Here is a 16270-nt window from a genome sequence, read left to right on the forward strand (position 1 = left end):
TTATACATAAACTATATTCAGTTGATGTGTACGCAATACAGTAAGTATTCAGCGAAGGAGTATCCACTCTTGGATAGATGTAAAGGTTTCACCTTGATAGAAATCTTATTAGTGATTGCAATTATCGGTATTCTTGCGGCAATCGCCATACCCTCATACCAACGCTATATTCATACAGCCAAGTCAGAAGAGCTACTATTGCGCATTCAGACGTTGCGTGAAAGAGTTGCCATGGAGAAAAGCGCGGGTAACCTGAGCACTGACATGAAATCACCGCTTCATCCAGGAGTCTGGCCCAAACCGATCTCGCTTCAGTCTGCATTGCTCGAACTGCCTCACTTCAAAACACAGATCGCGCTTACACCTGACAAACGTCTCGTTGCCGTATTTATCGCTACAGATGCCGAAGGGCGGTTTATTGTCGATGAAGTACGTCACCATATCGCTGAGAAACTGATCCAAGGCTATTTCAACCGCACCCTGATCGGTATCTGGTTAACAGATCTGCCAATGAACACAACCACTGCCCAGACAACCGTCAACTTACAGACTCAATCAGCACAATCTACGGTTAAACCCAATAATCCCCCAGTTGTTTCACATCCAGCAGTAGCCGATAACCAACACACTACATCATCAACTCAAACAACCAGCCAAACATCGGCCCCAGCGGGTACAACACATCAACACACACTACCACCAAGTAAGCCTACTGTGCAGACTTCACAGGTACCTGTAGTCACAATCCCGGCAGAATGCATTAAACACAACGGTGGGTACTACCATCGCAACCCTCACCGCCCTAATTGTCCAATATGAGCGCAGGAAATCTATCATGAGCGATATTAACGATTATATAGCGATGGCAGTTGCAAAAGATGAATCTTCAGTTGAAACACAACAGGTTAAGAAAACCCTGGTAAAACGCTTCAACTTTTTTTTATGGCCACTGTTTCTCATTTTGGTCTTAGCGGAAGCTGAGCATTACAAACTCGCTCATGAACTTGGGCCGGATGAACACCATTTAATGAATATTGATCAGCTCTATGATCAAGCAGAACAGCAGTTGACTCTAAGGTATCAAGAGGGTGAGCCACTACTTGCACCTTTTGATGACCCTATTTTGAATTCAACGATCGGAGTCCTTCCTGACGGAGAGAGTAAAGTGACTCTTTTCTATCGCGGCGATCACAGACAAGCGCCTGGCCGAGAACTGGTTTTCAAAAATGGATAGTGCATGATTTCACTCAATTGGCTTCAAAAACTACTTATCACAGCCTGCCCAGAAAGAGCAGCCGAACTTTCAGCTATTCAATTAACCGATGATGACCTTGAAACCTGGAATCGATTGTCACACTCCATGGAGATGAGTTCAGAACAGCTCTTCCAGTTCATACAAAATCATACCCATACCCCCTGTGCAGACTTAACAACCATAAATCAGGGACAACTGCCCCCTATTAAAGAATCGGTAGCGCGCCGTTTCAATGTGATCGCGTGTGGAAACCGTAACAGGACACCCTTACTAGCCTGCACTAACCCTTTTGATGACCAGTTAAATCAAGAGATATCTTTCAACCTTGGTCACAAGGTAGAACTCCTATTTGCTCCTCCTGAAAACATAGCCAATGCAATCAACCTCAGCTATGCCTTACAGGATCAGGAAGGAAGCCGAAGTTTATGGATATCTGATGACACATTGAACCAGACGGCCAGTCCGGATGAAGCGATCGAAAGGATCACGCTATTAATACTGGATGAAGCAGTAAAGAAAAGTGCCAGTGATATACATATCCAATCCTTTTTAGGCGGTGGCCTAGTTCGATACCGCGTGGATGGTCAGTTGATCCGTGGTTCCAGTCTGCCTCGAAAAGTACAGGATTCAATCCTCCGTTTCATCATGAACCGGGCACACCTGGATACCTCCAACCACAGTACCCCCCAGGATGGGCGTATCCAGATGAGGATAAACAATCAGGCTTATGACCTTAGAATCTCAATTCTACCAAGTCATGACAGTCAGCGTTTAGTGATACGCCTGTTAAATCAAAGTCGTGAGTTTTCTATGATGAGACTTGGGTTTCCTCTGGCGGAACAACGAGCACTTGAAAGACTCTGTCAGGAAAGCCGTGGATTTATCCTATTTACCGGACCAACCGGTTCAGGCAAAACAACCAGTTTATATACGCTGTTGAGCAGTCTGAATACACCCAATAAAAACATTATGACTGCGGAGGACCCGGTTGAATACCGTATTCCCGGCATCAGTCAGATTGAAGTAGATGAGCAGAGAAACCGCGGCTTCGACACCATATTAAAGTCGATGCTACGCCAGGACCCAGATATCATCCTCATTGGAGAGATACGCGATGAACAAACACTAAAAACCGCACTGCAAGCTGTGATGACAGGGCACCTTGTCTTTGCCACTCTTCATACAACTGATATACAGGGGACAATTAGAAGGCTCTTGGATTTAGGTGCGACCCAAGGTCAACTTGCTGATAGCCTAAAAGGCATCATTGCTCAGCGGATGGCGAGAAAGCTCTGTTCAGAGTGTGCGACACCGATAGACACATTCAACCATCTGGAACAGTTATTCTTCGAATCTATTCAGGAACCCCCTGCCATGCGCTCAAGCGGGTGCGAACATTGTAACTACACCGGTTATAAGCAGCGTTTCCCACTATTAGAAGTCTACGAACCCTCTCAGGGCGATCATACTGCCTTAAGGCAGGAACGCTTTTTAGAAACGACGCTTTCAAAGCGAGATCGAAGTATGAATGTCATTGCCACGGAGTCCGTCATCTCTGGAATCACCAGCATTGATGAGATTACACGGATATTGGGGGCGGATTACTGGCGCGACTTCAACTCCCTAGTGATGCAGGATGCTCTCTCTCAAAGTTGTCACGGTTTAACAAACAAGCAAGAACCAACACTACTCCTAATCGGCGCAAACCCACAATTAGCCACCGAGATTGAAGAGTGCGTCCAATACCCTGTCATGATGGTAAATGATGCAGATGAGGCTGGTGCACAACTGCACATACATGCGGGCTTGTTCGCACAACTTATCGTACTGCATGCAGACGATGACATTCCCTCCAAGCTGAAGCTATTACGTCAACGACTTGCCTGGGCGGGATTACCTACTGCATTTATTGTTGATCAGATGACTCCCGGCTTAAAGCTGTTATTTGAACACCATCAGATAACTCGCTGGTTAACGACACCTATTAACGCCGATGAGCTTATAAGTCTAACCGCAACTCTGATTGAAATATGATTCAAGGGCTACCTGATGAAGCATTTAATGAGCCATCGACTAAAATCATTGCCTCTATCACTGATCGCGTTGTTAGCATTCACACTCTTCAATGTATCGCCGCTTTACGGATTTACCCACATAATCTGGACAGAAGATATGTACCACTTTGTTGGTAAAAAGTATGGCTGGAACGCAGAGAGACGTATGCGCCAATGGCATCAGGTCATCGAAAGGAATGGTAGAGAAAGTTGGCTGGAAGACCTGCAAGCTGTTAACGGATTTTTCAATCGAGTAAGTTGGACGTCAGATAGCTCGCATTGGGGCAAAAAGGAGTATTGGCAAACTCCCCTCGAAACGCTGATAGAGTTCAAAGGTGATTGTGAAGATATCGCTATCGCTAAATACACAACACTACGGATCATGGGTTACACTGAAAAACAGCTAAACCTTGTCTACTCACTGGCAGGTAAAACACCTCATATGGTGCTTACTTTTTATCCGCAAGGACAAGATCATCCCTACGTCTTAGACAGTCTAAATAAGCAGTTACTGACGAGCGACCAACGCAGAGACCTCACTACGGTTTATGAATTTAATAACGATTCGCTGTGGCTGACCGATAAACATTTCGAGAAATACAAACGTACACAATCCAGACACCTTGCCCTACTGGATGAACTAAAAGTAAGGCTAGACAACAATCGACATCTGCTCAGATCTCACAATCGGGGTAAACCCGTCGTTCCCTTCGCCAGTAATACACTTTAATCAGCAGGAGCCAACTTGGTAACGGCCGGCTGATAATGCTGCTCAGCTGACATGCGTAACCAATGCATCGAAGTGTCACTGTTTTTTGGTCTCCCCACCCCGGTCTCATACATCACGGACAGAGCATATTGCGCTTCAGCATCCCCCCCTTCTGCAGCGACCTGAAATAACTCACCGGCACGCGATATATCCTGCTCAACCCCAAGACCCGCCTCATAAAGCCAGGCCAGTCGGGTGATTGCAACCAGATTGGGAGGGTTCATTTCAGAAAGTTCGATCAGTTTAGAGAGCGCTTCATCCAGCTCCCCTTTTGCTATGAGCTGACGCACCGTCAGCATCGCATCCCCTTCAGTAGGGTGACCGGTTTGAATCGATTCAATCAGGGCCGCCGCATCAGTATCACCGTCCAAGGCAGCAATGGTGAGCCAGTGCAGCGCCGTCTCAGCGGAGATCATATCAGGGTGGTTCAGATGCATAAGCCCCACCTGATAAGCTCCGGCGCGGCTACCATGTTCAGCGGCTTTAAGATAAAAGTTCAGCGCCTGTGAAAGATCTTTCTCGACCCCCATCCCCTGCTCATAGAGAATCCCCAGATTGAAGGCTGCCTCACCGTTTCCTCTGGCATAGATCGTCTGCCACATATCATGCGCCGTATTATAATGAGCCATTTTAAATTCAGCATAGGCCAAATAGAGCTGCATCTTTGGCTCCGCCGCGTAAAACTCCTCTGGCAGTTCCGCCTCAGCACGCACATTCACCCCGATCAACAAGGTCAGAAGAACCCAACCATAAACAGTTCGCATAAACACCCCCGGCTATCCGTGTAAAAACTGTAGTAGATCTCCGCCCCCTATACGAGTCAGGGTCGTCTAAGGACACCGAAAACAGCGCCAAAGTAGTAGAGATAGATGAGAGGTAGAGGCCTAATGGGTAGTGATCAGGCGACATAGGACGCCGGGTTCATGAGTGAACCCGGCTGATGTAGATTAACGGTTTTTCTTACCTCCACGACCTCCGCCGTTAGAACCGCCAGATCCGCCACCATCGGTGATCCCCTCAGCAAGAGTCCACACACTGCTGGCAGTACCAAACTCATTATGTGCGGTCAGACGGTACCGGTAATCACCACCCCCGGGTTGATCTGTATGCGGGCTCACAACGGTGCCTAAAGCAGTCAGACTGGTCCACTTACCGTTCTTCGGATGTCGACGTTCGCGCTCAAGGGTGTAGTGCCCAACATTCGTATCATCGTTCCAACTCAATACAACATCGCTGCCGCTCACAGAGACAGAGCTAAAAGCAGGTTGAGCTGGAGGTTCTGGTACCGTATCCATCACATTGACAGAAACAATCGTAAAAGCGCTAGCACCCGTATCATCGGTGATATTCAGCTGTACCGAGTAGTTACCCGACTGACTGAAGGTGTGAGTCGGGTTCTGCAGTGTACTGCCTTGCTGATCCCCAAAATCCCAGCTCCACTGAGTAATCGGGTTACTCGCCGTGGATGAGTCAGTGAATGAACACGCCAGCAAGGTACAGTTATAGGTAAAGTCAGCAACCGGTGCAGCACCAACCACCGCCGAACGCCACTGCGACACAGGGGTCCGGGTTTGATTCAAAGAGCGTGCATTATCCGCCTCGCCTTCGATACCGGTGACTAAACCGTTAAATGTGAGATCTGGATTGGAGAAGAACTGCTCACGGCTACACCCACCCGGACAGTTATACGCCATAATAGTTCTGAAGTTTTCGCCCGGGTCCTGATAGCCGTAGGAGTAGGCATAGATCGGCGTACCGGGATTAGCTTCCACATTGTGGGTGGATCCCATGTTGTGGCCCAGTTCATGTGCGGTCGAGTAATAACCTGTAGCGCAGTCAGAGGCAACTACTGAGAAACCATAAGCTGCGTCATATCGAATATCACCGGTATTCACATAGGCACGGCCGCAGGTACCCGGCACTTCGCTAAACCAGCTCACCATATCGGCACCATACTGATCACGCAGGCTATGAACATGGTCCATCACACCATCATTAGTGGACCTGAGCGCCGCCAGATCGCTACCACTATCGCCCAGCGAATTAATCACCTCAGCGGTATGTACCAGCCGCAGTTGTGTGCCAACCTGACTGGTAGCGTAGGCCTGATTAGATTCGGTGATCGCCAGTGCGATATGTGCATTCACACCGTCTAAACCACCATAACGCTGCTTCGTGTCGGTGGAGTAAACAATCATAACGTCAATTTGAGAGCCATCGTCCGACGCCTGGTCGGTTGCCTCTCCCGTACTGCTACCTGTCGCAGCCAACCCGTCCGATTCAATCGGGTCACTTTCAGGGTAAGGCTCATTTGGCGTGACCTCCATCAGCATATGGATCTCTTCGGAAACCTGCTGAATCTTAAAGACCCGACCCGCAAACCGGATAACTCCAGCCAGCGCCTTACCGTGCTGAGTAATCAATGCACTACTGTCGGATTCACCCTCCACCGACCCACTCCAAACCTGGGAACCATTAGGGAACGGACGACCGGGTCGACCCAGCAGATCCATCGCTCCGCCATCAGGCAGAGGCAAGCTAAACTTACGCGATTTGAGTGAACGCAGATTCGAGGCAAAGTAATAACCTGCCATCGCGCCTACAGGAAGTTGTACGTGCTCAGGGATCTTATCTACAGCTGGGCTTTGGGCGAAGTCGGCCGCCTGCAGACTCAGAGAGAGCGGGCTGCTAGCAATAACGCCCCCGATAAGAAAAGCGCTGAGTTTAGTCTTCATAATCAGTACTCATAAAAATAAGAGACAGTTGAATAAACAGTAGCAGCAATCCCCTCCCCAATAAACTGCAGAATATTAATGACAGTTTTATCCAATTTTTACGCAGCATTGCTGACAGAGGCTTAACTACCAACCTTCAGCTAGCCTTATTATTAGAGAACACAGAGAGAGTTTTCAGCCAAGATGAAACCTTCAGATGGGAAAATTACCGTTTTTTACGATGGTTCCTGCCCTCAGTGCGTGCAGGATCGGTGTAACTATGAGCGCCACGCCAAAGGTGACGACAAAGAGATCGAGGTTGAGTGGTTCGATATCACCGGACGAGAGGGGGATCTGATAGCCATGGGTATAGATCCTGACAAGGCACTAAGGGAGCTACACATTCGCGATCAAAATGGAGAGATCCTGTCTGAACTAGATGCCTATCAGGTTCTGATGGCACGAGTCCCCCACTATCGCTGGTTAGGCAGGTTTATAAACCTGCCACTCATCAGACCTATCTCGCGCTACCTCTATCACTGGATGGTCATACGCCGCCTTAAAAAAGAGGGGCGCATCTGAAGCTCAAACTTTGATCGCAGATAATTTATAAAAAAAATTGATCTAACTTTCTACCTTCCTCCGTAGCAGAGATAACTTCAGCACAGATCTGAATCGTTCAGAACTGACTCCCTTTCTGAAGATGACCTAAACCGGAGAAGACCGATGAACAATGTAAAAAGAATTCTGGGTATCACTCTACTTGCAGCACCGATCAGTGTAATGGCGGGTAATAGCGATTCAGATACCATCGTATCAATTGCTGCGGGTAATGATTCATTTAGCACCTTAGTCACTGCACTAAAAGCCGCCGATCTGGTCTCCACCCTGCAAACAGATGGCCCTTTTACTGTATTCGCACCGACCAATGAAGCATTTGCCAAAATCCCGGAAGAAACATTAACTAATCTCCTCAAACCCGAAAACAAAGCACAGTTACAGGCAGTACTGACCTATCACGTAGTCTCAGGTAGTGTGAATGCTGAAACCGCGATGAGTTTATCTGAAGCGACCACCGTTCAGGGTGAAAAGATCGATATCCGCGTAAATGGCAATAAAGTGATGATCAACAATGCAGAAGTGGTCGCCACGGACATACAGGCAAGTAACGGTATCATCCATGTTATCGATAACGTCATCCTGCCGCCCTCAAGCATGAGTACAGCAAACACAGACGCAGTGAATAAAGTAATCGCCGAGCAACCCACTGCAGCAGGCAATATGACTACGGCATGGGATTATCAGCTGCAACAGCTCATTAACCCCGCTATCGGTGGTGACCTGTAACGGGTTATGAACTAATAAAGGCCTGCAAACGTGGCGTACGCACATTCATAATGTCGTGCAGCCACGTTTAAATACTCCCGACTGAACACCCCCTTTCACTCACCCTCTATTTGATCCCTGAATAAGTCTGCAGAGCACGCCATGACATCGTTGTATAATGCCGATAAATGTTACTCTGAGACCCGAAATGACCGATCACTATCCCGTTCTCTACACCTTTAGACGCTGCCCATACGCGATTCGTGCTCGCCTTGCACTGGCGTACAGTCGCCAGACTTTAATCTGGCGCGAAGTGGTACTCAAAGATAAACCTGCCGCTATGCTGGAGATATCTCCGAAAGCGACAGTGCCGGTGCTTCAGCTTCCTCAGGGAGAGGTGATCGATGAGAGCTTTGATATCATGCAGTGGGCTCTTCAGCAGAGCGACCCGGATAATTGGCTTGATCAAACAAACCGCCCGGAGATAATTGCGCTGATCGCTGAAAATGATCTCGAATTTAAACCCCACCTGGATAAGTATAAATACGCGGATCGCTTTCCCGAGGAGAGTATGACCACATACCGGGCCAGAGCAGAACTGTTTCTCACGAGCTTAGAGCAACGGCTGGAACAGCATCCTTTTCTACTCGGGGACAAGATAACCCTGGCTGATGCAGCGATCGTCCCTTTTATCCGGCAGTTTGCAGGCGTCGACGCCCAGTGGTTTCAACATGCACCCTACCCCTGCTTAAGACGCTGGCTAGAAGCGTGGCTCAACAATGAACTCTTTCTCTCGGTTATGAAGAAGTATCCACAGTGGAAAGAGGGGGATAGACCTCTGCTCTTTCCAACGGACATTGATTGAAAGTCACGGGTGCAGGTCCCTTATCACAAGATATTGGAAGCATTAATGGCGAATTCAAAGATATTCAACTACAGTGAAAAGACATCATATACCAGCGAGTATGATGTATAGAAAGGACTCAAGCCCCCTCTTGGATGAGGGGGCTTTATTATATCCGGGCTAAACTCCTACTCAGTCAGTAGTGCAATTTTCTCTTCAAGCAGATCAATCTCAACCTGAACCGGTTTGTCGGTCTCCCTTCGACCCAGAGGTTTAGAACGATTAAACCGTTCTCTGAGTTCTAGCTGCTTACGGGTATCATGATCTTGTCGACGATCATGAATGGAGCGTCTTCGGTCTTCTCCGGGATAGAGGTCAAACATAAATCGCTTCCACCACTCCTCCGCTTCCTGCATGTTATGCAGATGGGGACTGACTTTTTCCCTCTTTTCATTCAACCAGTAGAAAACGATCCTGCTATTAAGGAGATCTTTAACCAGCTTCACAGCATCACCTATTCGGTTATCACCACATTTAATTAAAACTAGTCGACCCTGTATAAATATTCCAATTCCCACCCATCCAAAGACCCTCCATCCCTTAATTATCAGGCTTTAGCGCTTATTTACTGGTGCGGCTGTCTTTTTCGGTATTAAAACGCTATAAAGCGCTCTGGATCTATTATTTCCCTGATTGGAGTTAAACATGTCACCCCGAATTGCCTCTAGCCCTCAAGATGCTGTCTCATCCATCCAGGATAATGAGGCGATCTGGACACACAACATGGCTGCCACTCCCGATCTGCTGCTCAAAGGGCTGGCTCAACATGCACTATCATGCCGTAATCTGACCCTATTACAGTTGCATACCGAAGGTGAAGGTGCCGGCTTAATGGTGTCACCCGAGCTGCAAGGTCACCTCCGCTGTCGCTGTTACTTTGTCAGTGCCGTCACCCGTAAAGCGGTACAGAAGGGGGACGCTGATTATGTGCCGATGCTACTGGCAGAGGTTCCCAAATTAATTCGTAATGGAGAACAGCGGGTAGATACCGCCATCATTCAGGTGAGTCCACCCGACCAGCATGGAAACTGCTCTTTAGGTATTTCAGTAGAAGCAACCCACGCTGCACTGGAGAAAGCGGGTAAGATCATCGCGCATATCAACCCCAATATGCCCCGTACCCACGGTGATGGCATCATCTCTTATAAAAGTTTCCACACCGTGTACGAGGAGGCTGCCCCAATAAGCTGCCATACCCCTGCGGTTCAAAATGAGATCTATCAGGCAATTGGTCAGAATGTTGCTGGACTAGTTCAGGATCGAGACTGTATCCAAACAGGGATTGGCGCCATACCTGATGCAGTACTTGCCTGCCTGGGTGATCGAAAAGATCTGGGAGTACATACCGAGATGTTTTCAGATGGTGTGCTTCCCCTCGTTGAGAAAGGTGTTATCACCGGTGCATATAAGAAAAATCACCCGGGTAAAATTGTTACCAGTTTTGTGATCGGCAGCCAGAAACTGTATGACTTTGTCCATGACAACCCTGCCGTACAGTTCCTGGACACCGAGTATGTGAACGATATGCGCAGCATACAGCGTAATCCCCAAGCGATGTCGATCAACAGTGCCATTCAGGTCGACCTGACCGGTCAGGTATCAGCCGATTCGATGGGGACAAAGATCTACTCAGGCTTCGGCGGTCAGATCGATTTTGTTCGCGGTGCATCCCTCTCCGAAGGAGGACGCGGGGTAATCGCCTTACCGTCAACCGCAGCGGGAGGTTCAGTCTCACGTATCACAACCACCCTCAGCGATGGAGCCGGTGTCGTCACCACACGTGCCCACGTTCACTACATCGCCACCGAGTACGGCATTGTCAGCCTGCGCGGTCGCAGTTTGAAAGAGCGAGCTCGTGACCTGATCGAGATCGCACACCCCGACTTCCGCGAAGCACTCAACCGTGAAAGCTTTGAAAAGCTACGTTTAAGCCTGAATTAATGGGTAGAGGCATGGTCCGAGCGTGATCATCACAACTGCCAAGTAGTTTGCGCAGAGAAACAGGGGAAACAGTGTGATAACTGGTTCCCCTTTTTTATATCTGCTTTGGTAAGTATCTGATGATCCCCTGCAGGGGCAACGGCGCTGATCGCAGCGCTATGCTATGAGTAGGCAGCTCTACAATTATTAAGGCAGGTACAATGATTAAGGCAGGTACAATGCAGAGGATAAAACTGATTATTTCCAGCTCCATCCTCAAGCGTGACGTTTAAGCCATTAAGACGAAACAACCTTCCACTTTAATTTTTTTTCAATCGCCTGAATCATCAAGCCCGCTACATCTTTACCTGTCGCACCTTCGATCCCTTCCAGGCCAGGAGATGAGTTTACTTCCAACAAAAGAGGGCCTTTAGCTGAGCGAATAATATCGACGCCTGCTACTTTAAGCCCCATAGATTTAGCAGCTTTGATTGCAATTCTTTTCTCTTCTGCGGTTGGTATGATAAGACTGGCCGTTCCACCTTGATGGATATTAGCCCTGAACTCCCCGGGCTCAGCTTCTCGTTGGATAGAAGCAACAACCTTGCTATCCACCACAAAGCATCGAATATCTTTACCATTGGCCTCTTTAATAAACTCCTGAACCAGAATATCCGCCTTTAAACTCTTAAAAGCGTTAATAACACTCTCTGCTGCTTTCTTTGTCTCGGCAAGCACCACACCTTTACCCTGAGTCCCTTCAAGTAACTTAATAATCAGAGGGGCACCACCCACCATGTTGATCAGATCATCTGTTTCAAGGGGTGAGTTGGCAAAACCGGTGATGGGGATGTCAATTTTGCTTTCAAACAGCAGCTGTAACGAGTGAAGCTTATCCCTGGATTGGGTAATAGCACCCGCGGTATTGAGGCAGTACACACCCATCGACTCAAACTGCCTGGTAAGTGCACAGCCATAAAAAGTCATGCTAGGTCTGATTCTTGGGATGATCGCATCAAGGTCATTAAGCACTTTACCACCACGATAATGGACCTCGGGGCTTTCAGCGTCCATTTTCATGTAACAGTGTTTTATATTAAGGAAGACCATCTCATGGCCTCTTTCTTCACCCGCCTCAATAATTCGCCTATTACTGTATAAATTAGGATTGCTCGCTAAGACCCCAATCTTCAATCCTTTTTTAGGTGGTTTCTTGGTGAGATATAACTCTTCTAGCGCCTCTTTAGCCAAATCACCCAGAGAGAAGGATCGCTCAGGATCAACCAATAACTTTCCTGACATTGCTTCACGCCCGAGCAGCATCCTGTAACCCATTGCATCCCGGTTTGTCAGGGTAAGCTCTACATCCCAGCTTTGATCACCAATAGCCAAGCTGGTTTTAATAACATAGCGTTTCTCTGAGTTACCACTTGAGCTTTTTACGCTTCGTCGATCGAAGATGGGAGCTTCACAATGAACAACGGTTTTCCTGTTGTCCTGTAGAGGGCAGACGTCAAACCTAACCCAACTAACCCCATCACGCTGAAACGGTTTAATATTTAACGCATGGATAGCTGAAGTTTTAGCACCTGAGTCAACTCTGGCCTTGATGGCGGGTACTGCAAGTTGAGGAAACTTACACCACTCTTCAGCTCCACAGATAGTTTTCTCGATAGTCACTCATTCGGTCCTCATTTCTGGCATTTTCACATTCAGTAATCAGTGCAATTTGACTCCTGTTTTGTATCAGAAACAATCTTTATTTTCATTCTGCTTAAGCGGCTGCCTGATGAGCGATCACCCTATTTCATTATGGTTAGGTGATCGATCCCATCGAAGTCCGGTGGATAAACGAGATACGTTAAAAAAAACGGGGGTATGGGCATATCCCCAATGTCATCGACCTGTTAAAACCCTAAAAAGGCATCCTCGGGTCAACCAATCAAGATAGTTATCCACATAAGACCTGGATAAAGGATGGATAGATATATTCACAGGCATAAAAAAACCGCCGATAAGCGGCGGTTTTTATGATGACGTAAGGCGACCTTATGTGTTCGAAGCGATAATATCGCGCAACACCATCGGCAAGATGCCTTTATGACGGATCTGATCCAGCTCTGATGAAGTATCAACACGGGAGGTCAACTCCAGCTGCTGCGATGTACCATCTGCTCGCTGAATGGTCAGGGCTACTGTTCCGCGAGGTTCCAGCGTATCAATACCACTCAGATCGAAGGTCTCTGTACCATCCAGATTCAGAGAAGCACGTGTTACACCTTCAGGTAGCTGCAGCGGAAGAACGCCCATCCCCACCAGATTAGACTTGTGAATACGCTCAAAACTCTCCGCGATGATCGCTCGAACACCCAGCAGAGCAGGACCTTTTGCCGCCCAGTCGCGTGATGACCCTGTACCATACAGCTTGCCGCCAAATACAACGGTAGATGTACCCTCTTCACGGTAGCGCTCAGCAGCATCATAAATAGACATCTGCGCGGGTGCACTGTCAGATGAGTAGTAGTTAGTTACTGCACCTGTAGTACCCGGCAGCAGAAGGTTTCTGGCTTTAACATTGCCAAAAATACTGCGCAGCATCACGTGGTGGTTACCACGGCGTGCTCCAAGCGATGTCATATCGCTATCTGCAACACCTTGTGAGCTCAGGTATTCGCCTGGAGGAGAATCTGGACGAATACGGCTTACTGGAGAGATATGGTCGGTTGTTGTGTTGTCATCACACATCACCAGCATGCGCGCACCGGAGATGTTGTTCAGTGAATCTGCTGGCGTTTCCAGTGAGAAACCGTCGAAGAACGAGATCTCCTGGATATAGGTTGAATCCGGCGCCCAGTCGTAAACCGGACCCGTAGGGGATTCCAGGTTCTGCCATGTAGCAGGGCCATCCAAAGAGTTTTCATAGGTTTCACGGAACGCTTTCGGATCCATACATTCCAGCATGGTCTGTGAAATCTCAGCATTACTCGGCCAGATATCCTTTAAGAAAACATCGTTCCCTTTGGCATCCTGACCAATTGGCTGAGTAGTCACATCAATATTCACATTACCAGCCATCGCCATAGCGACAACCAGTGGTGGTGACATCAGGAAGTTGGTATCAACATCCGGGTGAACACGGCCTTCAAAGTTACGGTTACCAGACAGCACAGACGCCGCGATAATATCGTGGTTCTGCAGCGCTTCTTCGATACTTGGAGCCAGTGGGCCAGAGTTACCAACACAGGTGGTACAACCATAACCCGCAGTATTAAAGCCCAGCGCGTCCAGGTGCTGTTGCAGTCCCGCCTTGGTTAAAAAGTCCGTAGCAACCGGTGACCCCGGAGCCAACGATGTTTTAACACCATCAGGTACTTTCATGCCAAGCTCATTGGCTTTCTTAGCCAGCAAGCCCGCCGCAATCAGCAGGCCAGGGTTAGAAGTATTAGTACAGGCAGTGATCGCGGCAATTACGATATCACCATCTTTTAACTCTCTTTCAGGCAGCGGTGCGAAAATACCCGCTTCGTCTGCTTTCATTGGCGTTACAGTAACGACTTCAGGGTTGCGCTCGCCTTCAGCCGCTGCTTTTCTGAATACGTTGCCGATCTCAGCCAGTGGCAATCTGTCCTGCGGTCTTTTCGGGCCCGCCACAGATGGTTCAACAGTAGACAGATCCAGCTGAAGAAGATCTGTATAGCGTGGAAGCGCCTGACCTGGCTTCCAAGCCATATTTTGTGCTTTATAGTATTCGAGTGGCAGATCACCATCTCTGCCGGTCGCTCTCATATAATCCGCAGAGATCTCATCAAATGGGAAGAAGCCCATGGTTGCGCCATATTCTGGCGACATGTTTGCGATGGTCGCACGGTCTGGTAGGGAAAGATTGGCACAACCTTCACCAACATATTCAACAAACTTACCAACAACACCACCTGGGTATTTACGCAGCATTTCTGTGATCGTCAGTACCAGGTCAGTTGCAGTAACGCCTTCCCTGAGTGCACCTGTGAGCTCAACACCGACAACTTCAGGTGCCAACATCTGCATAGGCTGACCCAGCATAGAAGCTCCGGCTTCAATACCGCCAACACCCCAACCGACAATACCCAGCGCGTTAGCCATAGGTGTGTGGCTGTCCATACCAATCAGCGTGTCTGGGGCCATCAGTCCATTAATGTCGAGATAACCCTGAGCCAGATACTCAAGGTTTACCTGATGCACGATACCGGTTTGTGGCGGAATAATACGGATGGTTTCAAAGGCCTGCGCACCCCATTTCAGGAACGCATAACGCTCTTTGTTTCGCTCTGCTTCCAATTCACCGTTGATTCTCAGTGAAGCGGGGCTACCGGTGTTATCCATGGTAACCGTGTGATCGATAACCAGATCTGCGCGTACCAGAGGCTCAATAATAGCTGGATCCAGCCCCATTCGCTGAACTGCTGAACGCATCGCAGCAAAATCGACAATAGCGGGCGTGCCACTCAGGTCGTGCATAATGACGCGACCCGCAGTGAAAGGGATTTCGATCGGCTCTTTGCCCTGATGTTCTGTCCAGCCGCCAAGTGCTTGAACCTGCTCAGCGGTTACGCCGTTTTGGCCAACATTACGGGCGATACCTTCCAGGATAGGACGCAGAGAAAAAGGCAATTCATCCAGTTTTATACCAAACTTCTCAGCAGTATCTGGAAGGCTATGGTAGCTGTGTGCTGTTCCGGGGAGTGTCCTTACAGAACTGGATGGATCGAAATCGATAGGGCTTGTCATTTTTTATACCTCACGCAGATGGGACGTTTCTAAACCTACAACCTTCTTTTGAACGAAACTCCAGCCACTGTTGGAGCTGCTCGGTTTTATTGAGTGTCATAGTTTCAGCCGTCAAGCGAACCGCTATTTCCTGCAATAAACATTATTATCTTTTCAGGATTGTCGACAATATTAGCCGTGGATCGCCTTGAATCAAGTGATTTTGGCATATTTTTGGGTAAATTACATACAATCTAAGACTATTTGCTAGTGCATATGATTATTTTATAGCCATTCATTCGTTGTATTTCGTCAGGAAGCTGCGGATAAGATTCTGTATTTGCCATAAACCTATATCTACCTCGAAGGGGGGGACTGGGAACAACGCTGCTTATATAGTCGATCAAAATTCAAGAATATCCTTGATAACCTTCCGGTCGATTCAACCACTGTTAACACGCAATCAGTTAACCGGTCATCTGATAAAGAGAGGATTAACCTGCCTTGGCCCCTTCTAAAAACCAAGGACCTACCTAATTGATAGTTATTTTTAGTGAAAAAAACCCCAAAGATCTTTAATAA

Annotated in this window: 13 protein-coding genes and 1 pseudogene; 8 read left to right on the forward strand and 6 right to left on the reverse strand. The window is 48.1% G+C overall.

Annotation, left to right across the window (positions count from 1 at the left end):
* Positions 1 to 24: 24 nt before the first annotated feature.
* From Q0882_RS10780 to Q0882_RS10795, 4 genes are read left to right on the forward strand one after another with little or no spacing between them, the layout of a single operon-like run.
* Complete coding sequence (locus Q0882_RS10780) at positions 25 to 819, forward strand: prepilin-type N-terminal cleavage/methylation domain-containing protein (RefSeq protein ID WP_299181361.1); 795 nt, start codon at positions 25 to 27, stop codon at positions 817 to 819.
* Between the two features lie 16 nt (positions 820 to 835).
* Positions 836 to 1234 (forward strand): hypothetical protein, encoded by a 399-nt coding sequence (locus tag Q0882_RS10785; protein WP_299181365.1) that lies wholly within the window; start codon positions 836 to 838, stop codon positions 1232 to 1234.
* 3 nt (positions 1235 to 1237) lie between these two features.
* Entirely contained in the window at positions 1238 to 3289 is a 2052-nt protein-coding gene (locus Q0882_RS10790; RefSeq protein WP_299181368.1) for a GspE/PulE family protein, read from the forward strand.
* Positions 3290 to 3316: 27 nt separating this feature from the next.
* A complete protein-coding gene (locus Q0882_RS10795; protein WP_299181369.1) occupies positions 3317 to 4039 on the forward strand; it encodes a transglutaminase-like cysteine peptidase in 723 nt (240 codons plus the stop codon).
* Here the strand turns inward: Q0882_RS10795 and Q0882_RS10800 are convergent.
* Both Q0882_RS10800 and Q0882_RS10805 read right to left on the reverse strand, forming a co-directional pair.
* Entirely contained in the window at positions 4036 to 4842 is an 807-nt protein-coding gene (locus Q0882_RS10800; RefSeq protein ID WP_299181371.1) for a tetratricopeptide repeat protein, read from the reverse strand. The two genes, Q0882_RS10795 and Q0882_RS10800, sit on opposite strands and share 4 nt — an antisense overlap.
* A gap of 183 nt (positions 4843 to 5025) precedes the next feature.
* The gene (locus tag Q0882_RS10805; protein ID WP_299181373.1) at positions 5026 to 6813 is read right to left on the reverse strand and encodes a reprolysin-like metallopeptidase; all 1788 of its coding nucleotides are present in this window, start codon (positions 6811 to 6813) and stop codon (positions 5026 to 5028) included.
* Positions 6814 to 6996: 183 nt separating this feature from the next.
* Between Q0882_RS10805 and Q0882_RS10810 the strand changes: the two genes are divergently transcribed.
* The 3 genes from Q0882_RS10810 to Q0882_RS10820 all read left to right on the forward strand — a co-directional run bounded on the left by Q0882_RS10810 (position 6997) and on the right by Q0882_RS10820 (position 8983).
* Positions 6997 to 7374, forward strand: a complete 378-nt coding sequence (locus tag Q0882_RS10810; RefSeq protein ID WP_299181375.1) for a thiol-disulfide oxidoreductase DCC family protein — start codon at positions 6997 to 6999, stop codon at positions 7372 to 7374.
* Positions 7375 to 7518: 144 nt separating this feature from the next.
* Positions 7519 to 8139 carry a fasciclin domain-containing protein gene (locus tag Q0882_RS10815; RefSeq protein ID WP_299181378.1) on the forward strand — a complete coding sequence of 207 codons (621 nt, stop codon included), beginning with the start codon at positions 7519 to 7521 and terminating at the stop codon, positions 8137 to 8139.
* 187 nt (positions 8140 to 8326) lie between these two features.
* Positions 8327 to 8983, forward strand: a complete 657-nt coding sequence (locus tag Q0882_RS10820) for a glutathione S-transferase (RefSeq protein ID WP_299181380.1) — start codon at positions 8327 to 8329, stop codon at positions 8981 to 8983.
* A 167-nt stretch (positions 8984 to 9150) separates the two neighbouring features.
* Here the strand turns inward: Q0882_RS10820 and Q0882_RS10825 are convergent, their stop codons facing one another.
* A complete protein-coding gene (locus Q0882_RS10825) occupies positions 9151 to 9468 on the reverse strand; it encodes a hypothetical protein (RefSeq protein ID WP_299181383.1) in 318 nt (105 codons plus the stop codon).
* Between the two features lie 199 nt (positions 9469 to 9667).
* Between Q0882_RS10825 and Q0882_RS10830 the strand changes: the two genes are divergently transcribed.
* Complete coding sequence (locus Q0882_RS10830; protein ID WP_299181385.1) at positions 9668 to 10963, forward strand: acetyl-CoA hydrolase/transferase C-terminal domain-containing protein; 1296 nt, start codon at positions 9668 to 9670, stop codon at positions 10961 to 10963.
* Positions 10964 to 11239: 276 nt separating this feature from the next.
* On the opposite strand, the gene rimK is transcribed toward Q0882_RS10830, so the two are convergent.
* From rimK to acnA, 3 genes and pseudogenes are all read right to left on the reverse strand, one after another.
* Positions 11240 to 12136 (reverse strand): 30S ribosomal protein S6--L-glutamate ligase, encoded by an 897-nt coding sequence (gene rimK / locus Q0882_RS10835; protein WP_299181538.1) that lies wholly within the window; start codon positions 12134 to 12136, stop codon positions 11240 to 11242.
* An 81-nt stretch (positions 12137 to 12217) separates the two neighbouring features.
* Positions 12218 to 12622, reverse strand: a pseudogene (locus tag Q0882_RS10840) (ATP-dependent zinc protease); the annotation flags it as partial.
* Positions 12623 to 12991: 369 nt separating this feature from the next.
* On the reverse strand, positions 12992 to 15709 hold the full coding sequence (gene acnA / locus Q0882_RS10845) for an aconitate hydratase AcnA (RefSeq protein WP_299181387.1): 2718 nt from the start codon (positions 15707 to 15709) through the stop codon (positions 12992 to 12994).
* Between the last annotated feature and the right edge of the window lie 561 nt (positions 15710 to 16270).

It is taken from the genome of uncultured Neptuniibacter sp. (assembly GCF_947498015.1).
GTDB lineage: Bacteria > Pseudomonadota > Gammaproteobacteria > Pseudomonadales > Balneatricaceae > Neptuniibacter.